23 protein-coding genes, 2 tRNA genes and 1 riboswitch are annotated in these 25153 nt (G+C 68.7%); of the genes, 12 read left to right on the top strand and 13 right to left on the bottom strand.

Features of this window, described 5'->3' with window-relative positions:
• Positions 1-18: 18 nt before the first annotated feature.
• Positions 19-1251, bottom strand: coding sequence for a GNAT family N-acetyltransferase (locus ACFYY8_RS19015; protein WP_390042480.1), 1233 nt, complete (start codon positions 1249-1251; stop codon positions 19-21).
• 118 nt (positions 1252-1369) lie between these two features.
• Here ACFYY8_RS19015 and ACFYY8_RS19010 point away from each other — a divergent pair, with 118 nt between their 5' ends.
• A complete protein-coding gene (locus ACFYY8_RS19010) occupies positions 1370-2485 on the top strand; it encodes a PP2C family protein-serine/threonine phosphatase (protein ID WP_390042478.1) in 1116 nt (371 codons plus the stop codon).
• Positions 2486-2494: 9 nt separating this feature from the next.
• On the opposite strand, the gene ACFYY8_RS19005 is transcribed toward ACFYY8_RS19010, so the two are convergent.
• Positions 2495-3100, bottom strand: a complete 606-nt coding sequence (locus ACFYY8_RS19005; RefSeq protein ID WP_390042476.1) for a response regulator transcription factor — start codon at positions 3098-3100, stop codon at positions 2495-2497.
• Positions 3101-3293: 193 nt separating this feature from the next.
• Here ACFYY8_RS19005 and ACFYY8_RS19000 point away from each other — a divergent pair, with 193 nt between their 5' ends.
• The gene (locus tag ACFYY8_RS19000; RefSeq protein ID WP_390042474.1) at positions 3294-4595 is read left to right on the top strand and encodes a M50 family metallopeptidase; all 1302 of its coding nucleotides are present in this window, start codon (positions 3294-3296) and stop codon (positions 4593-4595) included.
• Positions 4596-4636: 41 nt separating this feature from the next.
• Positions 4637-5155 carry a MarR family winged helix-turn-helix transcriptional regulator gene (locus tag ACFYY8_RS18995; protein WP_390042472.1) on the top strand — a complete coding sequence of 173 codons (519 nt, stop codon included), beginning with the start codon at positions 4637-4639 and terminating at the stop codon, positions 5153-5155.
• 17 nt (positions 5156-5172) lie between these two features.
• Here the strand turns inward: ACFYY8_RS18995 and prfH are convergent, their stop codons facing one another.
• From prfH to ACFYY8_RS18965, 6 genes are all read right to left on the bottom strand, one after another.
• Entirely contained in the window at positions 5173-5814 is a 642-nt protein-coding gene (prfH, locus tag ACFYY8_RS18990) for a peptide chain release factor H (protein ID WP_390042470.1), read from the bottom strand.
• A gap of 7 nt (positions 5815-5821) precedes the next feature.
• A complete protein-coding gene (locus ACFYY8_RS18985) occupies positions 5822-6997 on the bottom strand; it encodes an RNA ligase RtcB family protein (RefSeq protein WP_390042468.1) in 1176 nt (391 codons plus the stop codon).
• Between the two features lie 246 nt (positions 6998-7243).
• Entirely contained in the window at positions 7244-8221 is a 978-nt protein-coding gene (locus ACFYY8_RS18980) for a coiled-coil domain-containing protein (RefSeq protein WP_390042466.1), read from the bottom strand.
• Positions 8222-8223: 2 nt separating this feature from the next.
• A riboswitch (cyclic di-AMP (ydaO/yuaA leader) is annotated at positions 8224-8358 on the bottom strand.
• Positions 8359-8429: 71 nt separating this feature from the next.
• On the bottom strand, positions 8430-9509 hold the full coding sequence (galT, locus tag ACFYY8_RS18975; protein WP_390042464.1) for a galactose-1-phosphate uridylyltransferase: 1080 nt from the start codon (positions 9507-9509) through the stop codon (positions 8430-8432).
• Complete coding sequence (locus tag ACFYY8_RS18970) at positions 9506-10294, bottom strand: DeoR/GlpR family DNA-binding transcription regulator (RefSeq protein ID WP_390042462.1); 789 nt, start codon at positions 10292-10294, stop codon at positions 9506-9508. The genes galT and ACFYY8_RS18970 overlap by 4 nt, the downstream gene beginning before the upstream one ends.
• A gap of 82 nt (positions 10295-10376) precedes the next feature.
• The gene (locus tag ACFYY8_RS18965; RefSeq protein WP_390042460.1) at positions 10377-10973 is read right to left on the bottom strand and encodes a metal-dependent phosphohydrolase; all 597 of its coding nucleotides are present in this window, start codon (positions 10971-10973) and stop codon (positions 10377-10379) included.
• A gap of 98 nt (positions 10974-11071) precedes the next feature.
• Here ACFYY8_RS18965 and ACFYY8_RS18960 point away from each other — a divergent pair, with 98 nt between their 5' ends.
• Complete coding sequence (locus ACFYY8_RS18960) at positions 11072-11149, top strand: 50S ribosomal protein bL37 (RefSeq protein WP_386187638.1); 78 nt, start codon at positions 11072-11074, stop codon at positions 11147-11149.
• Here the strand turns inward: ACFYY8_RS18960 and ACFYY8_RS18955 are convergent.
• Complete coding sequence (locus tag ACFYY8_RS18955) at positions 11146-11718, bottom strand: TIGR03086 family metal-binding protein (RefSeq protein ID WP_390042458.1); 573 nt, start codon at positions 11716-11718, stop codon at positions 11146-11148. The two genes, ACFYY8_RS18960 and ACFYY8_RS18955, sit on opposite strands and share 4 nt — an antisense overlap.
• Before the next feature lie 123 nt (positions 11719-11841).
• Here ACFYY8_RS18955 and ACFYY8_RS18950 point away from each other — a divergent pair, with 123 nt between their 5' ends.
• On the top strand, positions 11842-13059 hold the full coding sequence (locus ACFYY8_RS18950) for an FAD-dependent oxidoreductase (RefSeq protein ID WP_390042456.1): 1218 nt from the start codon (positions 11842-11844) through the stop codon (positions 13057-13059).
• A 1-nt stretch (position 13060) separates the two neighbouring features.
• Here the strand turns inward: ACFYY8_RS18950 and ACFYY8_RS18945 are convergent, their stop codons facing one another.
• The 3 genes from ACFYY8_RS18945 to ACFYY8_RS18935 form a co-directional block, all read right to left on the bottom strand.
• Positions 13061-14791, bottom strand: coding sequence for a SpoIIE family protein phosphatase (locus ACFYY8_RS18945; protein WP_390042454.1), 1731 nt, complete (start codon positions 14789-14791; stop codon positions 13061-13063).
• Positions 14779-14958, bottom strand: coding sequence for a hypothetical protein (locus tag ACFYY8_RS18940; protein ID WP_390042452.1), 180 nt, complete (start codon positions 14956-14958; stop codon positions 14779-14781). The genes ACFYY8_RS18945 and ACFYY8_RS18940 overlap by 13 nt, the downstream gene beginning before the upstream one ends.
• Before the next feature lie 311 nt (positions 14959-15269).
• Positions 15270-15340: transfer RNA gene (locus ACFYY8_RS18935), tRNA-Gly, on the bottom strand.
• Positions 15341-15427: 87 nt separating this feature from the next.
• On the opposite strand from ACFYY8_RS18935, the gene ACFYY8_RS18930 reads away from it, so the two are divergent.
• Positions 15428-15501 (top strand) — tRNA-Pro (locus ACFYY8_RS18930).
• 86 nt (positions 15502-15587) lie between these two features.
• Here the strand turns inward: ACFYY8_RS18930 and ACFYY8_RS18925 are convergent.
• A complete protein-coding gene (locus ACFYY8_RS18925; protein WP_390042451.1) occupies positions 15588-16097 on the bottom strand; it encodes an ATP-binding protein in 510 nt (169 codons plus the stop codon).
• A 243-nt stretch (positions 16098-16340) separates the two neighbouring features.
• Here ACFYY8_RS18925 and ACFYY8_RS18920 point away from each other — a divergent pair, with 243 nt between their 5' ends.
• The 6 genes from ACFYY8_RS18920 (at position 16341) to ACFYY8_RS18895 (ending at position 24770) form a co-directional block, all read left to right on the top strand.
• Complete coding sequence (locus tag ACFYY8_RS18920; RefSeq protein WP_352010721.1) at positions 16341-17207, top strand: helix-turn-helix transcriptional regulator; 867 nt, start codon at positions 16341-16343, stop codon at positions 17205-17207.
• 208 nt (positions 17208-17415) lie between these two features.
• On the top strand, positions 17416-18813 hold the full coding sequence (tig, locus tag ACFYY8_RS18915; protein WP_390042448.1) for a trigger factor: 1398 nt from the start codon (positions 17416-17418) through the stop codon (positions 18811-18813).
• A 390-nt stretch (positions 18814-19203) separates the two neighbouring features.
• Positions 19204-19848, top strand: coding sequence for a ClpP family protease (locus ACFYY8_RS18910; protein ID WP_386186651.1), 645 nt, complete (start codon positions 19204-19206; stop codon positions 19846-19848).
• A gap of 11 nt (positions 19849-19859) precedes the next feature.
• Positions 19860-20504, top strand: coding sequence for an ATP-dependent Clp protease proteolytic subunit (locus tag ACFYY8_RS18905; protein WP_390042446.1), 645 nt, complete (start codon positions 19860-19862; stop codon positions 20502-20504).
• A gap of 192 nt (positions 20505-20696) precedes the next feature.
• The gene (gene clpX / locus ACFYY8_RS18900) at positions 20697-21977 is read left to right on the top strand and encodes an ATP-dependent Clp protease ATP-binding subunit ClpX (protein ID WP_184724068.1); all 1281 of its coding nucleotides are present in this window, start codon (positions 20697-20699) and stop codon (positions 21975-21977) included.
• Positions 21978-22184: 207 nt separating this feature from the next.
• Positions 22185-24770: a valine--tRNA ligase gene (locus ACFYY8_RS18895; RefSeq protein WP_390042443.1), complete on the top strand. Its 2586-nt coding sequence runs from the start codon at positions 22185-22187 to the stop codon at positions 24768-24770.
• Positions 24771-25153 lie beyond the last annotated feature (383 nt).

Below are 25153 nucleotides of genomic sequence, written 5' to 3'. Positions count from 1 at the left end.
CGCGACGCCGGGGGAGGCTCAGAAGATCAGTCCGCACCAGGGGGCCGGGTCCCACGACATCGCGGTCGACAGCTGCCTGACCGCTCCCTCCCGCAGCTCGCGCACCACCCCGGCGGCCTGCACCGCCGCCAGCGGACGCCCGCCCAGATAGGCCGCGCCCAGCACGGAGACCGGCAGGACCACGTCGGCCTCGGCGTCGTCAGCGGGAACGCACCGGGCCTGCCGAGTGTCGGCCGACAGCCGCCAGCGGCGCGCGTTCCACGGGCAGACCGTGTCCTCGACCTCGATCACCACGTCCACGGGCGCCGAGTAACGCCGCAGGGGGAGCGCCCGCTCGACGTCCACGAGACGGACCCACAGCTCGTCCATCCACGCCGCGTTGAGGTGGCGGGGCTCGGCCAGCAGGTGGATCAGCGGGTCGTCCGGGGGCCGCTGGGCCGTCCTGACCCGGGAGACCAGGTCACGGTCGAGAACGTGCCGCCAGAGCAGGGCGTAGGCGGCCGGGTCGAGGCCGACCAGTTCCTTGAGCCGCAGCTCGCCGTCCGGCACGTCATGGGTGGTGAAGGCCAGCTTGATCCGGAAGATCGCGTAGCCACGGGGACCCTCGTCGTCCTCGACGACCACGGCGCGCAGCGGGCCCGCGCCCCCCTGGTCGCTCTCCTGGTCCGACAGGAAAGTGTTCCAGCGGGCCGGTGTGCGGGCGTAGAGCCCGGGACGGCTGTCGAGCTGGGCCTCGAAGACCTTCTCGAAGACGCTCCTGGCCGCCACGGGGTCGACGACGCGCAGCCGCAGCGCGGGATCGACCGGGGCGTGCCTGACGAAGGCCGAACTGTGGGTGGGGACGTCGAAGGCGAGGTTGTCCGAGGCTCTGCCGTATCCGAAACGTCCGTAGATCGCAGCCTCGGAGGCGTACAGGGCGGCGACCGCCTCGCCTTGCTCACGGAGCGCGCCGAGCTGGCGGGTCATCAGGCCGGACAGGACACCCCTGCGGCGGTGCGAGGGCAGTACGGCGACAGCGGTGATGCCCGCGACCGGGACCGGCCCGCCGGGCACCGTCATCGTGAAACCGCAGATGCACGTGGCGCCGACGAGCTCCTCGCCGTCGAAGGCGCCGAGTGACCGGTCGAAGTCGATCAGTTCCTTGAACAGCTCACGCCGGTGCGGGGGGATGGGGTTGCCGAAGGCCTCTTCGTCGGTCCGGATCCACGCCGGGTAATCGTTTTCGGTCAGGGGACGCAGGTTAAGGCTCATTTGTCCTACGGTATGGCGGACAAACCCTCCCGGCCATTCAATATCCGTCCTTAATGATCAAGGCATTGGTCAAGTGGGCTGCCCAAACGGGGTGCGGGCCGATACAGTCGAGCGCATCATGAGTTCCCGTCCGGTGCCGCTGATACCTCCGGCGCTCCGTGCGTTCCTGGTGAGGGTGCCCTTTCTGGTCCCTCTCGTACGGCTTCTGCGCCGCGGGCCGCTGGCCCGTGACCGTAACCTGCTCGTCACGCTGACCGTGCTCACCCTGATGCTCGGAGGACTGGCGGCCAGGGTCTCCGCGGAGTGGTTCTCACCCGCGCTCATGATCCCGATCACCCTCGTCGGCGGCCTGCAGCTCAGGCTCCGCAGCCTGGTCAAGCTGCTGTGCGCGGTCGCCGCCTGCCTGCTCTACGTGGGGATCGCGCTCGGCTTCAGGCACATCGGCCCCGGTCTGATGGCCACCTTCGGCTTCACCGGCGTGCTGGCCACGCTGATGGCCCGCACCAGGGGCAAGCTCGGCGTGCAGGGGCTGCGCGGCGACGCGATGCTGCTCGAACTACGCGACCGGCTCAAACGCCAGAGCGAGCTGCCCAGGCTGCCCAAGGGATGGGACTCACGGGTCGTGCTCACCCAGGCGGGCGGCTCCTCCTTCGGAGGTGACTTCCTGGTCTCCATGCGCGAGGGCGACACGGTCGAACTCGCCCTCGTGGACGTCTCCGGCAAGGGGGTCGACGCCGGCACCAGGGCGCTGATGCTCTCCGGGACCTTCGGCGGCCTGCTCGGCTCCGTCTCCGACTTCCTGGGTTCGTGCAACACCTACCTGCACCGTCAACGCGAGGCCGAGGGCTTCGTCACGGCCGTGCACGTACGGCTCAACCTCGCCACCGGCGAGTACGTCATCACCTCGGCGGGCCACCCCCCGGTGGTCAAGTTCGACTCGGGGGCGGGCGCCTGGCGGGTCTCCCCGGCCAAGGGCGTGGTCCTCGGCATCGTCCCCGACCTGCACTGTGAGCCCGACCGGGGGATGCTCCGCAAGGGCGACGCCCTCATGCTCTACACGGACGGGCTGATCGAGCAGCCAGGACGCGACATCGACGCGGGACTGGACCGCCTGCTCGGGGAGGCGGAACGGCTGCTTCCCTCGGGCTTCCGCAGCGGGGCCCGCAGCCTGGTCTCCTCCATGTCCGCCGGGCACAACGACGACTGCGCGCTGATCCTCATCTGGCGTCCCTGAGCGGGGGGCTCACAGCCACCCTGAGTCGCTGGCGATGCGTACGGCGTCGAGCCTGCTGCGGGCCCGGGTCTTGCACATGATCCTCGACAGATGGTTGCGGACCGTTCCAACCGAGAGGAAGAGCTGGTCGGCGATCTCGTTGGACCGCGCTCCGAGAGCGGCCAGCCTGAGTACGTCCATCTCCCTGCGGGTCAGCGGGTTCTCCGCGATCTCCAGGGCGGCGACGGCCAGTTCGGGATCGACGACCCGCTGCCCGGCCGCGACCCTGCGGACCCCCGAGGCGAGCTGCTCCGGGCTGACGCCCAGGCTCATGAGCCCGAGCGCGTGTACGGCGAAGGCCCGGCGGACCTGACCGGGCTTGGGGCGGTGCGAGACCAGCAGAACCCCGCAGCCAGGGGCCCGCGCATGCAGATCGAGCGTGACGGCGAAGCCGTCGGTGCCGGGCAGGTCGAGATCGATGACGGCCGTCTCGGGGCGGTGCTCGAGGACCGCGGGCAGAACGGCGTCTCCCGTGCCGACCGCCGCGACGACCTTCATGCCCGCCTCGCCCTCCAGCGAGGCCACCAGGCCCCGGAGGACCACCGGCCGGTGCTCGGCAACCAGGATCCCGATCACGTTCGCCCCCTCGACAGCTCTCTCGCTGGGTCACCGAGCGGTCGCTCACTGTCAACGAAGTCTCTCCGTTCGGCAAGGCCCGCGCAAGGGGCGGAACGCGGGGACGTTCGCTCGCGACGCCTGGAACCGCGATAATTCGGCTAATCTCTTAGGGGGCGTTGTCCGCGGCTCCGCGACCGGGGGGTAGGAACCTGTGAGCTGGCTCTTCGGGATCGCTGTCTTCTTCTTCGGACTGATGGCGTCGATCGCGCTGCACGAGGTGGGCCACCTGGTCCCGGCCAAGTTGTTCGGGGTCAAGGTCACCCAGTACATGGTCGGCTTCGGCCCGACGATGTGGTCACGGCGCAGGGGTGAGACCGAGTACGGCGTCAAGTGGATCCCTCTCGGCGGCTACATCCGGATGATCGGCATGCTTCCGCCGAGGCCCGCCGACGACCCGAACAAGCTGCGCGCGGTCTCGACCGGCCCGTGGCGCGCCCTGATCGAGAACGCCCGTGACGTGGCGCTCGAAGAGGTCAAGCCGGGCGACGAGAACCGGGTCTTCTACCGCAAGCCGTGGTGGCAGAAGGTCATCGTCATGGCGGGCGGTCCCGCGATGAACTTCGTGCTGGCCTTCGTGCTGTTCGCGGTCGTGCTGATGGGCTTCGGCGTCGGCGTCCTGACGAACCGGGTCGACTCGGTCCCCAAGTGCGTCAAGACCACCGCCGAGTACACCAAGAACCCCGAGTGCACCTCCGCCGATCAGGCGAGTCCCGCTGCGGCGGCCGGGTTGCGGCCCGGCGACGTCATCGTCTCCGTGGCGGGCAAGTCGACTCCGACCTGGGAGGAGGCGACCCGGGCCATCCGGGGGCACGGCGCGGGACCGGTCGCGATCGGCATCACGCGGGGCGGGCAGGCGGTCACGTTGAACGCCACCCTCATCGCCCAGGACCGTGAGTCGCTGGACGTGCCGGGGAAGATCGAGAAGGGGGTCGGCTACCTCGGTGTCAGCCCCACGACGGTCATCGAACGGCAGGGCATCGGCTCGGTGACCACCCAGATGTGGAACCTCACCGCGGCGACCGCGGGCTCGCTGGCGCGCTTCCCCGAGAAGATGGTCGGGGTGTGGAACGCCGCCTTCTCCGGTGAGGAGCGCGACAAGAACGGCCCGATCGGCATCATCGGGGCGGGCCGTATCGGCGGTGAGATCGCCGCCTCCTCCGCCCCGCTGGAGAACAAGGTCGCCACCTTCATCAACCTGCTGGCGGGCTTCAACCTGGCGATCGGCCTGTTCAACCTCATCCCGTTGCTCCCGCTCGACGGCGGGCACATCGCGGGCGGCCTGTGGGAGGGCCTCAAGCGTGCCTTCGCGCGGGTGACCCGCCGTCCCACGCCCGGGCACGTGGACATCGCCAAGGCGCTCCCGCTGACCTACGCGATCGCCTTCGTGATGGTCATCATGGCCGGTCTGCTGATGTACGCCGACCTGGTCAACCCGGTCCGTCTGGCCGGCTGAACGTTCCGGGAACCGGTCATGCGCACCGGTAAGGTTGCGTCGTGAGGGACGTAACGCCGGGAGCGGCGATCGACGTGGCGCTGTTCAGGCTGCGCAGGATCTGGGCGCGGCCGTTGCGTCCGCGCCGGGCCGCCGATCCGCACCGGGCGGTGCAGATGTCGAACGTGATGGTCGTGCACGCCGTGCACAAGCTGAACCTGAACGTTCCCGAGGTGACGGTAGGGGCCGTCGCCGAACAGCTCGACGTCGACCCCTCCACCGCGAGCAGGCTGGTCAACGACGCGGTCGGCGCTGGATTCGTCGAGCGCGAGGAGTCCGAGGTGGACGCCAGACGGGCCAGGCTGCGGCTGAGCCCGCGAGGACGACGGGTGCTTGAGGTGGTCGTCGCCTCCAGGCGAGCCTACGTGGACAGCCTGATCGCCGACTGGGACGAGGGAGACCGGGAGGTCTTCGCCAGGCTGCTCACCCGTTTCGCCGAGGAGAGCGTGGCCCACCCGCCGGACCTGACGCATCTCGACCGGCTCATCGCGGAGGCCATCGCGGAGACGGCCGTGGGCTGAGCGCCTCGGGTGAACCGTCACGGCCGTCGGCGCGCCGGTTTCCGCTCCGGCGTCGGACGTTCGACACGGACGGGGTCGCCGCGTACGAGCTCGTCGTGGACGTGCCGGCGGGCGGCGGTGACGGCACGCTCCGCCGTCTCGTCTCCGTTCTCGATGCGCTGCCGCAACAGTCGCATGGCGATGCGGCGGTTGAGGCTGAACTGCCGTTCTGTGTCGGCCACGACGACGATTCCCGAGGGCCGGTGGGTCGCCCGTACCGCCGTGCTTGCCTTGTTCCGATGCTGACCGCCGGGGCCGCCGGTGCGGCAGGCGACGACGTCGACGTCCGCCTCCGTGAAGGCTGTGCGCGGGGTGTCGACCTGGCACGGCTGAGCGATGACGTACCAGTTCTTCCGGCCCGTGCCGGTGCGGTACGGGCTGGCGGCCTGCCAGCACAGGGTTCCGGTCCATGAGGCGGCGAACGCCTCGGCACCGGCTCCCGACACCTGGATCAGGACCGATCGGTAGGTGTCGGGCCGGTCGCCGGGAACGACCTGGACCCGGAGGATCTCCAGGTTCTGCCGGGTGGCATCGGCTTCCAGGCGGCGCAGCAGCCGGGCCAGAGCCCAGGCGCATTCCTGCGGGCCGCGCCCGGCCGAAAGGAGCAGGTGGACGCTCACCTCGGCCTCACCGCCTGCCTCGCTTGCGGCGCTGGTCCCGCTGGGGCACGGACCCGAGGTCGGGCGTCTTGTAGGTGACCAGGGGGACCGTGGTTGCCACGGGCGTGGCCAGGCCGTGGTCGACGAGATCGGCGATCACCTGCTCGATGCGCTTGTAAGCCGTCGGCGCCTCCTCGAAGAGGAGCTGACGGTCCCCGCACACCACCAGCGAGCCCACCGGCGTGCGGCGCAGTTCCTCGACCGTGTGCTTGGCCCGACCCCGGCGCAGGGCGTCCGAACGCGACATCTTGCGGCCCGCGCCGTGCGCGACGGAATGGTTGGCGTCCGGCCCGGCGTGGGCGGCCACGAGATAGGAGGGAGTGCCTCGAGTACCGGCGATGAGCACGTCACGGCCGTCACCCGGTGCCGCCCCCTTGCGGTGCAGGTAGACCCCGTCACGGATCTCGACCAGGTTGTGGCACTGGTCGAGGAACGGCTCGGCGGGCTCGGCCCCCAGGGCATGGGCGACCCGGGCCGCCAGCAACCGCCGGTTGAGCGATCCCCAGCGTACGGCGTCGTCGTGCATCGCCAGGTAGGCGCCGGGATCAGGGGCGGGGCCCGCGCCGTGGACCGCGGTGTGCTCCCGCAGGATCCGTTCGCCCAGCCCCCGGGAACCGCTGTGGACGACGAGAACGAGGTCGCCGGCGGTGAGTCCGAGACGGCTCGCGTGGCCCGGGTCGAAGACGGTCCCGATCCGGGCCAGCTCGACGAAATGGTTGCCCCGGCCGACCGTCCCGAGGCCCTCGACGTGACCGGCGGGGATGTCGCCCTCCACGACGACCCAGGCCGGATCGTCGGCGTCCTGCTCGGGATCCAGTGCGCGATCGAGGTCGGGGAAGCGGGCGGCGAGCTTCTCGGGCACGGCGCGCTTGAGCTTCATGGGGAACACGGCGATGCCACAGCCGATGTCGGAGCCCACCAGGAACGGGTACAGCACGGTCGACGCCATGGCGGCGCCGATGGGGGCGCCCTTGCCAGGGTGCAGGTCCGGCATGGCGGCGACGTGCGTCATGCCGTCGAGGGCGGCCACCTGGTGGCACTGCGTGAGGGCGTCTGACTCGATCCAGCTCTCAGGGGAGGCGAACACGGCGACGGTGGCCGGACCTGCGGCCGTGGGCGGCAGCGGGGGGCGTTGTTGCGACAAAAAGGCTCTCTTCCCTTAAAAGGGGCAGGCTGACAGCGCCGCGGGGCGCGTTGACGCCGTGGCGTCTCGGAGTGACGTGGCGCTGTCCGTCAGGACGTCATGAACACGGCGCCATGAACACCACGTTCCCTGAGCCCGCCACATGAGGCAAACGGTTTTGCGCCCACCGCCGTCTCGCGACCCGGCCGCACGCGGGAGGCACGAGGCCGGCGCCTTCATCGAAGCCCGGATGAGCAGGGCGATCGGCTAGTACATCGAGATGTGCACGTGGTCGTAGTGGTTGGCGGTCACGCCGCCCCGGTTGGACATGGCACGCCAGCCGGAACCGGTGTTGATGCGCTGACGCCAGATGACGTACTTGATGCCGAGCCTGTCCCTGTTCTTCAGGGCCCAGGCGGCGAGCTCGTCGCCGAGCTTGACGTTGGCCGCGGTGGGCATGGACCCGCCGGTGCTCATCATGAAGTCACAGGCACGGCCGAGGGGGTGCTCGCCCCCGTCGTTCGCCGATCGGTAGCAGCCGACCTCGTGGGGCAGCTGGAAGGCCTGTCCGACGGCATCGCGCATGATCCGCGTGCGGTCGGTGATGTTGTCGGTTCCGGCGGGCAGCTGGGGTGCCCAGCTGCCGTCGGTGCGGCGCCCCGAGCCCGTGGGAACGAGCTGTTCGAGCTTGTCCTCGATCACGCGGATGACCTTCTCCGCGTCCTCACGCTGAACCTGCACCGCCTTGGCCTCCTGCTCGATCTGCCTGGAGAGCTGGGCCGTCCTGTCCGCGGCCTGTTTCATGAGGTCCCGGCTCCGGGCGAAGCCCTGCAGCTGGGCGATCTGCTGGGCGGTCAGCTGTTCCATGACGGCCGCGCCGCCCACTTCGGGAGCCGCCAGGATCGAGGGAAGGTCGAGGGGGCCGCTCTGGTAACGGATCTGGACGATGGAGGCGACCTCCCTGCCCGCCTCGGCATAGGCCGCTTCCGCCTGGCGCAGGTCGGCCTGCGCGGTCTTCTCCGCCTCCTGCGCCTTCTTCAGCGACTCCCGTTTGGCGGCGTACGCCTCGATGAGCCGGTCGACTTTCTTGTTGAGCTGGGTCAGCTCGGCGCGGAGCCGGGACTCGTCGGGCTTCGGTGCGGCGTCCGCCGTTCCCGTGCAGCCGAGGACGAAGGTGAAGGTGAGGGCCGAGGCCAGGCAGGCGGCGGCCGTACGTCGATGGAAAGCGGGGGACAGAGCCGTCACAGCTCTCCTCTCCTCACGCCGACCGGGTTAGCTGACGGGTTCGGGCTGGAGGAAGCCCTTCCACCGAAGTGGTTCACCCCAGATGCGTGGGTCCCCGGCTCTCAGGTGAGGCACCTGAGATTAGGCATATCGTGCTGTTTGTCCGATGCGTGAGGATAGTAATGGTAAAAAGGTGACCGCGCGACCCCGAGTCGAGACCGATCAGTGATCATTCCGTGATAACCGCGCGCAGACGTCGAGCGGTCTCCTCGGGCGGAACGTCGTTCACGAAGGCCCCCATGGCCGACTCTGACCCGGCGAGATACTTGAGTTTGTCCGGTGCCCGGCGGATGCTGAACAGCTCAAGATGCGTGTACGCCAGGTCCCTGTCCACCCGCACCGGTGCCTGGTGCCACGCCGAGACGTACGGCATGGGCACCCCGAACAGCCCGTCCAGGCGGCGCAGCACCTCGGCGTAGAGCGGCCCGAACGCCGCGCGCTCGGCGGGGCCGAGTCCGTCGAGGCCGGGAACCCCGCGGTGCGGGTAGAGATGGACCTCGACCGGCCAGCGGGCCGCGGCGGGTACGAACGCCGTCCAGTGCTCGTTGGCCGCGACCACACGCTCGGCGGCCTCCCGTTCGGCCGCGAGCACGTCGGCGAAGAGGTTGCCGCCGGTGCGCTCCCTGTGCCGCCGCGCCGCGCCGAGCAGGGTCCGGGTGCGCGGGGTCACGTAGGGATAGGCGTAGATCTGACCGTGCGGGTGGGGCAGGGTGATGCCGATCTCCGGACCGCGGTTCTCGAAGCAGAACACCTGCTCGACCCCGGGCATCGCGGAGAGCGCGACGGTGCGGTCGATCCACGCCTCCATCACCAGCTCGACCCGCTCGGGAGAAAGCCTGGAGAAGGAGGAGTCGTGCTCGGAGGTGAAGCAGACGACCTCGCACCTGCCGACGCCGGGCCGTACCTCACTCAGGCCGCCGACCTGCGGATAGACGCCCAGATTCGTGGAGAAGGACGGGAAGCGGTTCTCGAAGACGGCCACGTCGTAGGCGGGGGAGGGGATCTCGGTCGGACGGCCGGGCGCCGAGGGGCACAACGGGCACTCGTCGGCGGGCGGCAGGAACGTACGGCTCTGCCGGTGCCCGGCGACCGCGACCCACTCCTCGGTGAGCGGGTCGTAGCGCAGTTCGGAGGCGGCGGGCCTGGGCGGCAGGTCGCGTGTGTCGACCGCGTCGCGCTCCGCGTCGTCCCGCAGGTCGAAGTAGAACAGCTCGCGGCCGTCGGCCAGATGGGTCGCGGTGCGCCTCATCGGTCGTGGGTCCCGTCACCGGCGACGACCAGCTCACCGACGCTGGCGGCGAGTTCCTCGCGGGCCTCCCGTCCCAGCCCGGTGTCCGTGATCAGGACGTGGGCCTCGGACAGCTCGGCGATCGTGCTGATCCCGACCGTCCCCCACTTGGTGTGGTCGGCGGGCACGACCAGGCGGTGCGCCGAGGCCACGAGCGCCCGGTCGGTCTCCGCTTCGAGCAGGTTGGGGGTGGTGAACCCGGCGCGGGCGCTCATCCCGTGCACGCCGAGGAACAGGGTGTCCACGTGCAGTCCTCTGATGGCCGCGACGGCCACCGGGCCGACCAGGGCGTCCGAGGGGGTGCGCACCCCGCCGGTCAGTACCACGGTGCGGTCGGCGCGCGGCGCGCGGTGGAAGACCTCGGCGATCCGGATCGAGTTGGTGATCACCGTCAACTCGGGTACGTCGGTCACGAAGTGGGCGAGGGTCCAGGTGGTGGTGCCCGCGGAGAGCGCTATCGCCGTGCCCGGCCTGACGAGCCCGGCGGCGTGCCTGGCGATCGCCTCCTTCTCCGGCTGCTGACGCGCGGACTTGGCGGTGAACCCGGGCTCCTCGGTGGACCCGGGTCCCGTGGCCGTCGCCCCGCCGTGGACCTTCTCCACGAGGCCGCGCTCCGCCAGCGCCTCAAGGTCCCTGCGGATCGTCATGTCGGAGACGCCGAACTCGCGGACCAGGTCGGCGACCCTGACCCCGCCGCTGCCGCGCACCCGTTCGAGAATCACCTGCTGCCGCTGCTGGGCGAGCATCGATCCCCTCCTTAATCCACCAGACTCCAGCAAATTACCACAGACTCACAGGAGTGAATGTTGGATTTTGGGGGTTAAGTGCTCACAGTCGCTCAAGCTCGGCATGGATGTTCGCCCGCGCTCGCGCCTCGAGGTCCGCGATGCGGAAGATCACGGGAAGGTCGAGCAGTGAGCGCAGCACCGCGGCCCTGCCCTGCCTGAAGAGCTCGTCGGGGACGAAGGAGTACTCCTCGCGTACCGCCGCCGCGTAGGCGGCGTACTCCTGAGGAGAGGAGGCGAGGATCGCCAGGTCGGCGTCGCACAGCACGGCCCCGTCGGCGTCCCCCAGGTCGGGGGCGTGGGTGATCGTGAGCCTGACCAGCCGCGCGATCGTCCCGACGGCCTCCGGCGACATCCCGAGCTCGGGCAGCGCCCGCTCGGCGAGCCTGGCGCTGCGCTCCTCGTTGTCGCCGCGCCGGGGGTCGTAGACGGCGTCGTGGAACCAGGCCGCGAGCCGTACCAGGTCCGGGTCGGCGGCACTGCCGGCGAGCGCGTCGACGTGGTCGAGCACGGCCGTCAGATGTGCGGTCGTGTGGTATTTGCGGTGTGGCTCGCCGTACCGGGACAGCAGGTCCGCGCCGAGCCGGTCGGCCTGGGTCCCGACCAGGAGACGCCAGCGCTCCATCAGCTTCTCGCTCATGCGAGGCAGCCTAGATCCGCCCTCTTGTACGGCGGGTGCCCCGGGAGGAACGTAAGAGGCGGGTCCCGCACCCGGCGGGGTTCACGGAAGGAGGCCGCGTGGGCAAACGAGCGCGTAAGAACCGGGCCCGCAAACGGAACAAGGCCAATCACGGAAGACGCCCGACGTCGCGTTAGCCGCGTCGTCCCCAGGAGGCGAGCAGCCGGATCTGGGCGTCGGTGCCGGAGGAGATCGGCTGCTGCTCCCCGATGACCCCCGCCTGCCGGTAACCGGCCTCGGCGCCCGCGAACCAGGCCGCGCAGGCCTCGACCAGCTCGGGATCGAGCCGTTCGTCGGCGCCGATCGCCCTGGCCAGGTCCCAGGTGTGGATCAGGACGTCGGCGAACAACTCGGTGACGTACTCCCCGCCGGGCACGTCCCCGAAGGAGAGCCTGGCCAGGCGGGTCAACGCCCCCTCCTCGTAGGCGGCCTGCACGGCGGCGGTGGCGGAGGTGTCGAACGCCTTCAACGGGTCGTCGCCGAGCAGGTCGCCGTCGAAGTCGTCCCCGACCTCGGCGGCGGTCCGTCCGCCGAGCAGTTCCGGAGCCCACAGGTTCTCGCCCACCACATGCTCGACCAGATCCCGCACGTCCCAGTCGACACAGGGCGTCCGGTTGTGCCACTGCTCCGGAGCGATCCTGTGAACGAGAGTGCCGAAGTCGTCCAGCGCGCGGCGGTAGGCCTCGCGTACGTCGGTGATCATCATGCCCTCCCAGCTCCTCATTTCGACCGTAACTCCTGGGAGGCCAGTAGTCATCGCGCTTGTCGGGCATGACGCCGGGGTGTGACGGACTCGCTCGACGAGCCTCACGATGGCCGATAGTGAGGTATGACGAACTCGCGAGTGGCGATCATCGGCGGCGGCCTCGGCGGACTGTGCCTGGCGCAGGGGCTGCACCGGGCGGGCGTGGAGGTGACGGTCTACGAGCGTGACCGCACTCCCGGCGACCGTCTCCAGGGCTACCGCATCCACATCGACCCGACGGGGGCCCGCGCGCTCAACGAGTGCCTGCCTCCGGAGTTATGGGAGACGTTCCTGGCGTCGGCCTCCGGGAGCGGGCGGGACTTCGGCTTCCTCACCGAGGGGATGAACCCCCTGATGGTGATGGAGACCCCACACCGGCCGGACCCGCTGGACAACCACCACTCCATCAGCCGGGTCACGCTCAGGGAGTTGCTGCTGACCGGCCTGTCCGACGTTGTGCGGTTCGACAGGACCTACGAGCGCTACACCCGGGAACCGGACGGGACCGTGACCCTGCACTTCGCCGACGGGACCACCGAGAACGCGGACGTCGTGGTCGCCGCGGACGGGGGGAACTCCCGGGTCAGAAAGCAGTACCTCCCGCACGCTCAGCGGATCGACACCGGCATCCTCACGGTCGCGGGCAGGTTCCCGCTCACCGACGAGACACGCGCCCGGGTCGCCCCCCGGCTGTGGCGGGGCCCCAACATGATCATCCCTCCGAGGGGGTGCGGCATGTTCACCGCGCCGCAGGAGTTCGGACAGCGGGACGCCGGAAGCGACGGGGCGGGCGACTACGTCATGTGGGTCTTCGGCGCCTCGGCGGGACGCCTCCCCACCGGGCTGTCCGGCATGACCGGTCAGGAGCTCAGGGACACCGTCGCCGGGCTGGTCGCCACCTGGCACCCCGACCTGCGGAGGCTGGTCACCGCCTCGGCCCCCGAGAGCGTCTCCCTGTTGCCGATCCGCACCGCGGTCCCCGTCGATCCCTGGCCCGCGACGAACATCACCCTGCTCGGCGACGCGGTGCACAGCATGACCCCGATGCGGGGGATCGGGGCGAACGCGGCCCTGCGTGACGCCTGCCTGCTCACCCGCGCCCTGCGCGAAGGAACGGACCCCGTCACGGCCATCGCGGGCTACGAGACCGAGATGCGCGAGTACGGCTTCGCCGCCGTGCGCAGGTCGCTCAGGGCCGCCAGGCAGTTCGTCGACGACAACCGCCTGGCCAGGACGGCCTTCAGGGGCGCGCTCAGGCTGGCCGGGCGCATGCCCTCCCTCAGGAGAAAAGCCCTGTCCTGACCTACGGCAGCCGCTGCTCGACCCAGACGACCTTCCCCTTGGGGGTCGTCCGGGAGCCCCATCGGTGGGCGAGCCAGTTGACGAGGTGGAGGCCGCGGCCGGTGTCGTCGTCACTGCCCGCGTCCCGCATCGACGGCAGCACCGTGGAACGGTCGCTCACCTCGCACACCAGCGTCGGGCCGCGCAGCATGCGCAGTCCGACGCTTCCCGAACCGTGCTCGACGGCGTTGGCGACCAGCTCGCTGACCATGAGCTCGACGTTGTCCACGATCGCCTCAAGCCGCCACTCGGCGAGGGTGGCGCGCACGAAGGCACGGGCCTGGCCCGCGGAGCGGGGGTCGGGGGGCAGCAGGAGGTCGACGACGTCGTCCTCGTCCAGCTCGCGCACCCTGGCGAGCAGGAGCGCGATGTCGTCGCGCTCGTGCCCGGGACGCTGCGCGCCGATCGTGAGGTCGCAGAGCTCCTCAAGATCGTGGCGCCCGCCGGTGAGCAGGTCGCGCAGCATGCCGATGCCCTCGTCGATGTCCCGGTCACGGCTCTCGACCAGGCCGTCGGTGTAGAAGGCGAGGATCGAGTCGTGCGGCAGCACCAGCTCACGCCGCTCGAAGGGCTCGTTACCGATGCCCAGGGGCAGGCCGGCGGGCAGTTCGAGCAGCTCGGTCTCGCCGCCCGGCCGTACGAGGACGGGTGGGACGTGGCCGGCGCAGGAGATCGCGCAGGCCCGGGTGACCGGGTCGTAGGTGGCGTAGAGGCAGGTCGCGATCTGGGTGGTGTCCAGGTCCTGGCTCATTCGGTTGAGCCGGAAGAGCACCTCGGAGGGGCACAGGTCGAGACTGGCCAGCGTACGGGCGGCGGTGCGCAGCTGGCCCATCGTCGCGGCGGCCCTGATGCCGTGTCCCATCACGTCGCCGACGACGAGGGCGACCCGGCAGCCGGGCAGCGGGATCACGTCGTACCAGTCGCCGCCGACCCCGACCAGGTCGCTGGCGGGCAGGTACCGGGAGGCGATCGTCAGACCGAGCGGCTGGTAGAGGTCGGCGGGCAGCAGACTGCTCTGCAGGGTCAGGGCGGTACGGCGTTCGCGGTTGTAGAGCCGGGCGTTGTCGAGGCAGACCGCGGTCCTGGCGGCCAGCTCCTCGGCGAGGTTGACGTCCTGCTCGTCGAAGGGCTCACTGTCCGGCCTGCGGGTGAAGATGACGAAGCCGAGCACCCGGCCCCGCGCCTTCAGCGGCACCGCCAGGAAGGAGCTCTCCTCCAGGACCCGGGCGACCGAGTCACGCTTGGACGAGCGCCCGATCTCCTCCGAGGTCCTGCGTCCCAGGCGGGGGTAGAGGATCGGGTTCCCGGTGGCCATGCACCTGGCGTACGGCGTCCACGCCGCGTAGCTGGTGACCTCGTCAACCGGGAAGGCCTCGGCGTACTCGTCCGGGGTCGTGCTGGAGACCCCGACGGCGATCCGCCGTACGAGCGCCGAGCCGTCGATGCTGCGCTGGGCGAACTCTCCTTCGGTCAGCAGTCTGTCCTGGACCAGGATGCCCGCCGCGTCCGCGAAGCGCGGCACGGCGACGTTCATCAGCTCCCTGCCGGTCTCGAACATGTCCAGCGTGCTGCCGATCCGCTTGCTGGCCGCGTTGAGCAGGGAGAGCTGCTCGTGCATGGTCGCCGGACTGCTCATCCTGGGGGTCGACGACGCCGGGTCCTTGGCGACGAAACGGCGGTTCACCCGTTCCACCGCAGCTCCGTGCCCCGCTTCCCGCTGTGCGCCGGGACTCCGGCGGCCCCGCGGGCGCCGCAGCGAGGGGTCACCGGACCCGGTCCGCCGGGGTGGCCGCCCGCGCGGCCGATCATGACGCCCTCGAACCCCGCCACGTTCCCTCCGGTGACTTGACTGCCGCTCATGGAGAATCGTAAAGAACGATCTATATCCCGTATCCGCATTTGGCGCAGATTTCCCGATATTTCTCCGCAGCGTAAACCCGATGGCCGTCGAGTTCCCAATCCGGTGCGGCCGGTCCCGGGCCTCGCGCGACGCCCGTGCCGTACGAGGTCGCCCCCGTAGTGCGGACCGTTCCCCGCCGGACGGATGGTCATCCTTCGCGACACGGCCGGACGAAAGATCGGAAGCGTGAGAACGGCCACAGAGGATCAGACGGTTCCCGATAGCGGAAGGGCCAGGACACCATGGAGGTGACCTGGCCCTTCGCCATCTGAGCGGACGACGGGAATCGAACCCGCGTAGCCAGTTTGGAAGACTGGGGCTCTACCATTGAGCTACGTCCGCGCGAGCCGGTGTCAGTCTGGTCTAGACTTCATCCGGTCGTCAGGGCGTAATCGTACCGGAGATCCGGAGCGAGCGCGCACCGACGTACGGGGTGTGGCGCAGTTTGGTAGCGCACCTGCTTTGGGAGCAGGGGGCCGCAGGTTCAAATCCTGTCACCCCGACGCTGGTGGGGGCCGATCCGATCGGATTCGATCTGGGTCGGCCTTTTCATCTGGTTCGCCTGGCTCGTCCGACGCTGTCGGGCGGGTCAGTGCGTGCCGCTGAAGAGCGCCCAGACGGCCTTGCCGCCGCGGTTGAGGTGGTCCCAGCCCCAGCACTTGCTGTAGGTCTCCACGATGTAGAGGCCGCGGCCGTTCTCCGAGATGAAGTCCGGCTCCTTGGGGGTGGGGACCTCGTCACTGGGATCGGCGACGGCCAGCAGCACGTGGGGAGACAGGTGCAGCAGCACGAGGGTGATCGGGTTGGCCTCCATCGTGCTCGGCGGACGCAGCGCGTAGCGCACCGCGTTCGTCACGAGCTCGGAGACCACCAGGGCCGCGTCGTCGCTCAGCTCCGACAGGCCCCACTCCCGCAGCTTCGACCTCGTCACCTCGCGGGCGGTCTTCACCGAGTCCGCCTGGTGGGGAAGCGGGCACGCCGTGGCGTCGGAGTGCCTGGCCGTGAGCAGGTCGTCGAAGCTCACCTCGCGAGTCGCCTGCAGGTAGCCGGCAGCCGATTTCGGCTCCTCCACCATCCTGCCGGTATCTCCCGCTCTCATCGTGAGTCTCCGCGCTGGTTGTGAGTTTTCAGAGCTTGTGCACCATAAGCCCAATATGCACTAGGCCATCATGGGTCACCGGAACGTCCGCTGCAAGACCCAAATGCACGTGCAGTTGCATCGTGCAGGCGCATGGGCGAACAGTAGAAGAGGTTGTCGGACCGGACACGGAGTTGGGACCTTGTCATGGCGCCCGGAAGTGGTGACACTGTGTGCGCTGGCCCAACTGAAGAGGGAGGCGAAGTGACGCAGGTTCAACCGGGCTCGGGTCCCACGGCTCTGCGGATCCTCCTGGGCTCCCAGTTGCGCCGGCTGCGCGAGGCCAAGGGCCTGTCGCGCGAGGAGGCCGGGCACCTCATCAGGGGGTCGGAGTCCAAGATCAGCAGGATGGAGCTCGGCAGGGTCGGCCTGCGGGAACGCGACGTCGCCGACCTGCTCACCTTCTACGGTGTCGAGGAGGAAGAGGCCAGGGCGGCCGTCATGGAGCTGCTGCTCAAGGCCAACGAGCCCGGCTGGTGGCACCGCTTCAACGACCTGCTTCCCTCGTGGTTCCAGACCTACGTCGGCCTTGAGGAGGCGGCCTCCCGCATCCGCACCTACGAGGTGCAGTTCGTGCCGGGCCTGCTCCAGACCAAGGAGTACGCCCGGGCGGTCATCACCGCGGGCAGCGCGGGCATCTCCCCCGAGGAGATCGCGCGCCGCGTCGACCTGCGGATGCAGCGCCAGCGGGTGCTCGAACGCCCGGACGGCCCGTTCTTCTGGGCCGTCATCGACGAGGCCGCGCTGCGTCGCCCCATCGGCGGCGCCGAGGTGTCCCGCGCGCAGCTGGAGCACCTGCTCGACCTCATGCGCCAGCCCAACATCACGATTCAGGTCATGCCGTTCAGCTTCGGCGGCCACAGCGCCGAGGGCGGTGCCTTCAGTGTGCTGCGCTTCCAGGACAGCGAGCTTCCCGACGTGGTCTACGTCGAACAGCTCGCCAGCGCCCTCTACCTGGACAAGCGTGAGGAGGTCGACCGCTACAGCGAGGTCATGGAACGGCTGTGCGCGGTCAGCACCACTCCGGGGGAGACGACCGACATCCTGCGAAGAATCATCAAGGAGAACTGAACGAGCGCCGGTCGCTCCCAGGCGCGGCTCTGCCCTAGACTGGCCAGCGGCGTTGGACACCCGCCACAGTTGATCATGCCCTAATATCGCATGTCTGAACGGCTGTGTCCGGTGCCGCTCATGTGGGCGCGGCGCGCGAGCTTGCCGCGGTAGCCGTACGACTTGACGCGCCCGCGATCACTCGAAGCTTGATCAAGGAGACCACCCCGTGAAGACCGCTGTCGAGGAGCTCAGCCCGACCCGGGTCAAGCTCACTGTCGAGGTGCCGTTCGAGGAGCTCGGCGAGAGCATGCAGGCGGCGTACAAGAAGGTCGCGCAGCAGGTGCGCGTCCCGGGCTTCCGCCCCGGCAAGGTCCCGGCCCGGATCATCGAGCAGCGCTTCGGCCGCGCGGTGGTTCTGGAGGAGACCCTCAACGACGCGGTGCCGAAGCTGTACGGCCAGGCCGTCGACGAGAGCGACATCTTCCCGGTCAGTCAGCCGAGCATCGAGGTCACCAAGATCGATGACGGCGAGCAGGTCGAGTTCACCGCCGAGGTGGACGTCCGCCCGAACTTCGACGTCCCCGACTACGAGGGCATCGAGGTCACCGTCCCGGTCGCCCAGGTGACGGACGAGGACGTCGAGGCCCAGCTGGACGGCCTCCGCCAGCGCTTCGCCACGCTGACCGGCGTCGAGCGCGCCGCGGCCAACGGCGACTACGTCGTGATGGACCTGGCCGCCGCGATCGACGGTGTGAACATCGAGGAGCAGCAGGCGGGCGACGTCTCCTACGAGGTCGGCGCGGGCTCCGTGCTACAGGGCCTCGACGACGCGCTGGTCGGCATGTCCGCCGGTGACGCCAAGGAGTTCACCACCAACCTGGTCGGCGGGCAGAACGCCGGCGAGGAGGCCGTGGTGACCATCACCATCAAGAGCGTCAAGGAGAAGGTCCTCCCCGAGCTCGACGACGAGTTCGCCCAGCTGGCCAGCGAGTTCGACACCCTCGACGAGCTCAAGGAGAGCGTCCGCGAGCAGGTGCGCCGCACCAAGCTGATCGAGCAGGTCGTCCAGGCGCGCGAGAACGCCCTCGACGCCCTCCTCGACAAGCTCGACATTCCGATCCCGGAGAGCGCGCTCAAGGCCGAGGTCGACAGCCGCAAGCACAACCTTGAGCACCAGATCGCCGAGAGTGGCCTGAGCAAGGAAGCTTACTTCCGCCTCTACCAGACCACCGAGGAGGAGCGTTTCGCCGAGTTCGACACGAGCTCCGCCAAGGCGATCAAGACCGGCTTCGTGCTCGACAAGATCGTCAAGAACGAGGAGCTCGGCGTCAGCGAGCAGGAGCTGACCGACTTCGTGGTGCGTCGCGCCATGCAGATGAACGTCGCCCCCAACGCCCTCGCCAAGCACCTGGCCGACAACGACCAGCTCACGCTGGCCATGGTCGAGATCGTCCGCGACAAGGCCAAGAGCGTCGTCGGCGACGCGGCCAAGGTGGTCGACGAGGCTGGCGAGACGGTCGACCTCAAGGCCATCTACAGCGAGATCAACGGCCAGGAAGTGGTCGAGGAGCCCGCTGAGGGCGCCGAGGCCGCCGAAGGCGACGCCGACAAGGCCGCCGAGTAGGCCATAAGGCGGTTCCACGACCTACGTGACGCCTCCCCGGTGCCCGGCACCGGGGAGGCGTCACGCTTTCCCACACACGGGAAACCCCCATCCAGGCGGTCAGGCACGGCTGAGCGGCCGCACAGGTGCCCCGGCGTGTCGCGCGCCCTTTGTCCCAAGGGCGGCCTGCCCCAGATGCCCTCCAGGGGCCTTCCCGCGCCGTGGACGCCGCCGTACACGGCGGATTCGGTGGCGGGGCCGTACAGGCTCGGACCGGGCGGAGGGGTGTGGGACGGTGCGGGGAGCATGCGCCGTCAGCGAACAGCACGTGGAGGGGGCATGTCCGGTAGGCGCCGCGCGTTAAGGTCACAAGCAAAGCCAATCGATTACGACGCATCGGAAGGTGACGCTGTGACCAGCCCGCCGACCTTCTACCAGCCGACCGGCTCCGGGCCCGAGTCGATGAGCCAGCAGAACGGCTCGTTCAGGCTCGAAGACCAGCTCTATCAGCGGCTGCTGCGTGAGCGCATCATCGTGCTGGGCACCCAGGTCAACGACGAGATCGCCAACCGAATCTGCGCCGAGCTGCTGCTGCTCGCCGCGGACGATCCCGACAGGGACATCTGGCTCTACATCAACTCGCCGGGCGGATCGGTGACCGCCGGTATGGCGATTTACGACATGATGGAATACGTGCCCAATGATGTGTGCACGGTCGCGATGGGGCTGGCCGCCTCCATGGGGCAGTTCCTGCTCTGCGCCGGTGAGAAGGGCAAGCGTTACGCGCTCCCGCACGCACGCATCATGATGCACCAGCCGTCCGGAGGCATCGGTGGCACCGCCGCCGACATCGCCATCCAGGCGGAGCAGATGCTCTACGTCAAGAAGACCCTTGCCGAGCGCATCGCCTTCCACACCGGTCAGCCGCTCGACCAGATCGAGGCCGACTCCGACCGTGACCGCTGGTTCACGGCCGAGGAGGCCAAGGACTACGGCTTCATCGACAATGTCGTGCGCAGCGCCCGGCAGGTGCCCTCAACGGGCGCCGTCTCCTGAAGGGGCAAAAGGTGAGTGAGTTGATCCGGCCGGGAGACATCAACGGCCGTTACGTTATCCCTACCTTCGTCGAGCGCACGTCGTACGGCGTCAAGGAGATGAGCCCGTACAACAAGCTCTTCGAGGACCGCATCATCTTCCTCGGCGTGCAGGTTGACGACACCTCGGCCAACGACGTCATGGCGCAGTTGCTGACGCTGGAGTCGATCGACCCCGACCGCGACATCAGCATCTACATCAACTCGCCGGGCGGCTCGTTCACCGCCATGATGGCGATCTACGACACGATGCAGTTCGTCCGGCCGGAGATCCAGACGGTCTGTCTCGGTCAGGCCGCCTCGGCGGCGGCGATCCTGCTGGCCGGCGGCACGCCCGGCAAGCGGTTCGCCCTGCCCAACGCCCGCATGCTGATCCACCAGCCCTCAACCGAGGGCGGCGGCCAGGGAAGCGACATCGAGATCCAGGCGCGTGAGATCCTGCGGATGCGCACGCAGATGGAGTCGATCCTGTCCAGGCACTCGGGCAGGAGCGCCGAAGAGGTCCGCAGGGACATCGAGCGGGACAAGATCCTCGATGCCGAGGAAGCCAAGGCGTACGGGCTGATCGACGACATCATCCCGTCACGCAAGAAGCTCGCCAAGGCCATAGCCTCCTAATGAGGTCTATCGCACCGGAACGGTGCCCAATTGGGCACCTTCCGGTGCGACTCGCCGCTAGGGGGCTCACTGAGGGCTCAGAAGACGGTAACGTCGAAACCTGAGCGGGATGACTTTTCGCACCGGGTATCGGTCCGGTCGGAAGAAACGGACCGCGAAGCCAGGGCGGTCCCACGCAAAGGAGTATCTGGGGTGGCACGCATCGGCGACGGGGGAGACCTGCTGAAGTGCTCTTTCTGCGGGAAGAGCCAGAAGCAAGTCAAGAAGCTCATCGCCGGACCCGGCGTATACATCTGCGATGAGTGCATCGATCTCTGCAACGAGATCATCGAAGAGGAGCTCAGCGAGTCCTCCGAGCTCAAGTGGGACAGTCTGCCCAAGCCGAGGGAGATCTACGAGTTCCTCGACGCCTACGTCATCGGTCAGGACCAGGCGAAGAAGGCGCTCTCGGTGGCGGTCTACAACCACTACAAGCGGGTGCAGTCCGGCGAGCGCGGGCGTGACGACGGCATCGAGCTGTCCAAGTCCAACATTCTGCTGTTGGGCCCGACCGGTTCCGGCAAGACACTGCTCGCCCAGACGTTGGCGAAGATGCTGAACGTGCCGTTCGCCATCGCCGACGCCACCGCCCTGACAGAGGCGGGCTATGTGGGCGAGGACGTCGAGAACATATTGCTCAAGCTGATCCAGGCCGCTGACTACGACGTCAAGAAGGCCGAGACCGGCATCATCTACATCGACGAGGTGGACAAGATCGCTCGCAAGAGCGAGAACCCCTCGATCACCAGGGACGTCTCCGGCGAGGGCGTGCAGCAGGCCCTGCTGAAGATCCTGGAGGGCACCACTGCGAGCGTGCCGCCGCAGGGCGGGCGCAAGCACCCCCACCAGGAGTTCATCCAGATCGACACCACCAACGTGCTGTTCATCTGCGGTGGAGCCTTCGCGGGCCTTGAGAAGATCATCGAGTCCCGGGTCGGCAGGAAGGGCATCGGCTTCAACGCCATCATCCGTTCCAAGGACGACATCGACACCTCCGACATCTTCGGAGACGTCATGCCCGAGGACCTGCTGAAGTTCGGCATGATCCCCGAGTTCGTCGGCCGCCTCCCGGTCATCACCAGCGTGCACAACCTTGACCGCGACGCGCTCATCCAGATCCTCACCGAGCCGCGCAACGCCCTGGTCAAGCAGTACCGCCGCCTGTTCGAGCTGGACAACGTCGAGCTCGAGTTCAGCGACGACGCTCTGGAGGCCATCGCCGACCAGGCGATCCTGCGGGGCACCGGCGCCAGAGGCCTGCGCGCCATCCTGGAGGAGGTCCTGCTTTCGGTGATGTACGAGGTGCCCTCCCGACAGGACGTGGCCCGCGTCGTCATCACCCGAGAGTCGGTGCTCGAGCACGTCAACCCGACTCTCGTGCCCCGTGACCAGCTGAACAAGCAGCAGCGCACGCCGCGCGAGAAGTCCGCCTGACCTCAGCGCCGGACGATCCGACACGGCGACGCCCCCGCGTTCCTCTACGCGGGGGCGTCGCCGTGTCCACGGCCTTTCCGGGGTCTTTCCGGCGGCTGGAGTCCGGCCGCCATCCGAAGAGAGACATGTCTGGACAGGGCGGAAGGTGTGCGGACACCTGACGACGGCCGCGAGTCGGGGACATCGACCGTCCGGACGTCTCTAGAATTGGACACCGTGACGACGCCAGAGCTGCCTACCCAGTACACCCCCGCCGACGTGGAGACCCGGAGCTACGAGCGCTGGGTGTCCGAGGGGTACTTCACCGCCGACCCCAGCAGCGAGTGCGAGCCGTACAGCATCGTCCTGCCCCCGCCGAACGTAACCGGTGTCCTGCACATCGGCCATGCCCTCGACCACTCGATCCAGGATGCGCTGACCCGTCGCGCCCGCATGCGCGGGCAGGAGACGCTCTGGCTTCCGGGCATGGACCACGCGGGCATCGCCACCCAGAACGTCGTCGAGCGTGAGATCGCCAAGGAGGGCCTCTCTCGCCACGACCTTGGCCGGGAGGCCTTCGTCGAGCGCGTCTGGCAGTGGAAGGAGGAATCCGGTGGCCGGATTCTCGGGCAGATGCGGAAGCTCGGCGACGGCGTCGACTGGTCTCGTGAACGCTTCACCATGGACCCCGGCCTCTCCCGTGCGGTCCAGACCATCTTCAAGAAGCTCTTCGACGACGGGCTCATCTACCGCGCCGAGCGCATCATCAACTGGTGCCCGCGCTGCCTGACGGCGTTGTCCGACATCGAGGTCGAGCACAGCGAGGACGAGGGCGAACTCGTCTCGATCCGGTACGGCTCCGGCGAGGACGAGATCATCGTCGCCACGACCCGCGCCGAGACCATGCTGGGCGACACCGCGGTCGCCGTGCACCCCGAGGACGAGCGCTACGCGCACCTGGTCGGCAGGCAGGTCGAGCTCCCGCTGACCGGCCGCAGCATTCCGGTCGTGGCCGACGAGCACGTCGATCCCGCCTTCGGCACCGGAGCGGTCAAGGTCACTCCGGCGCACGACCCCAACGACTTCGAGATCGGCCGCCGTCACTCGCTGCCTTCTCTCATCGTCATGGACGAACGCGGAGTGATCACCGCGCACGGTCCGTTCGAGGGGCTCGACCGCTTCGAGGCCAGGCCCGCGGTCGTGGCCGCCCTGCGTGAGCAGGGCCGGATCGTCGCGGAGAAGCGGCCCTACCTCCACTCGGTCGGTCACTGCTCACGCTGCAAGACAGTGGTCGAGCCGAGACTGTCGCTGCAGTGGTTCGTCAACGTCTCGCCCCTGGCGAAGGCCGCCGGCGACGCGGTCCGTGAGGGACGTACCCGGATCCACCCGCCGGAGCTGGCCAAGCGCTACTTCGACTGGGTCGACGACATGCACGACTGGTGCATCTCACGGCAGCTGTGGTGGGGACACCGGATTCCGGTCTGGTACGGCCCCGAGGGCGAGGTCGTCTGCGTCGGTCCCGACGAGGAGCCGCCCGCCGGTTACGTCCAGGACTCCGACGTCCTCGACACCTGGTTCTCCTCGGGGCTGTGGCCGTTCTCGACCCTGGGCTGGCCGGAGAAGACCCCCGAACTGGCCAGGTTCTACCCGACCTCCGTCCTGGTCACCGGTTACGACATCCTGTTCTTCTGGGTGGCCAGGATGATGATGTTCGGCATCTACGCGATGGAGGGTCGTCCTCCGTTCCACACCGTCGCGTTGCACGGGATGGTCCGAGACCAGTACGGCAAGAAGATGTCCAAGTCGTTCGGCAACGTGGTGGACCCACTCGACTGGGTCGAGCGCTTCGGCGCGGACGCCACCCGTTTCACGCTCCTGCGCGGTGCCAACCCCGGATCCGACGTGGCGATCAGCGAGGAATGGGCAGGCGGCTCCCGCAACTTCTGCAACAAGATCTGGAACGCCACCCGCTTCGCGCTCATGAACGGCGCGACGGTCGGCGAGCTTCCTGTCGAGGAGCTGACCGCGGCCGACCGCTGGATCCTCTCTCGGCTGCAGGAGGTCATCGGTACGGTCGACGCGGCCTTCGAGGAGTTCGAGTTCGCCAGGGTCTCCGATGTGCTGTACCACTTCGCCTGGGACGAGGTCTGCGACTGGTACCTGGAGCTGGCGAAGATCCAACTGGCCGCGGGGCAGGAGCACACCCGGCTGGTGCTCGGGCATGTCTTCGACGCGCTGCTCCGTCTGCTTCATCCGCTGGTGCCGTTCGTCACCGAGGAACTGTGGCGAGTGGTGACCGCGGCACCCTCCATCGTGGTCGCCTCCTGGCCCGTGGTTCAGGAGTCGCTGCGCGACGGTGACGCGGAGAAGGAGATCGTCGCCCTCCAGGGGCTGGTCACCGAGATCCGCAGGTTCCGCTCCGACCAGGGTCTCAAGCCAGGCCAGCGAGTCGCGGCACGCCTCTCCCTCACCGGTACGGCCCTGGCCCCGCACGAGGAGGCGATCAGGTCGCTGCTCCGCCTCGACCAGCCATCCGACTCCTTCGCCGCGACCGCGCGTCTCGACGTGGGCGGAATCCAGGTGGAGATCGACACCGCGGGGACGATCGATGTGGCGGCCGAGCGTAAGCGCCTGGAGAAGGATCTCGCGGTGGCACGCAAGGAAGCCGCCCAGGTGGCCGCCAAGCTTGGCAACGAGCAGTTCATGTCGAAGGCGCCCGATGACGTGGTGGCCAAGGTGCGTGCCCGTGCCGCCCAGGCGGATCAGGACATCGCGAGGCTGACGGCCCAGCTCGACGCGCTGCCCGTCGGCTGAACACTCGATCGCGTACAGAGCCCGGGATCGGTTGGCGGTCCCGGGCTCTCGTGCGCCGGCGTCGGGCACACGTTTGAGACATGGTGACCCGGGGAAGACTTAGTTGTTACCGGCAAGTTGGTCCTGAGAGCCCGAATGGACTGCTAGAGTTCTTCAAGTGGGACGAGATCCCACACACCCCTCCAAAAAATCACTGAAGATCTGGCCTGTCTGAGGGATTGGACAGAAGCTGGATGTCAGAGTAAGTTGGAAGGGTTGCTCCGGAGACGGGGTGAGCGAGATCCTAGCGGGTCTGGCGGGTTGGTGTCGAGTAGCTGCGAAGGCGGCGGGTTGACACGGACCGGCCGGAAATGATAGGATGGGAACACGGAAGTTTGTGCCCC

This window comes from Streptosporangium sp. NPDC001559 (assembly GCF_042893955.1).
In the GTDB taxonomy this organism is placed as follows: domain Bacteria; phylum Actinomycetota; class Actinomycetes; order Streptosporangiales; family Streptosporangiaceae; genus Streptosporangium.
This window is presented reverse-complemented; position numbering and strand designations above follow the sequence as displayed.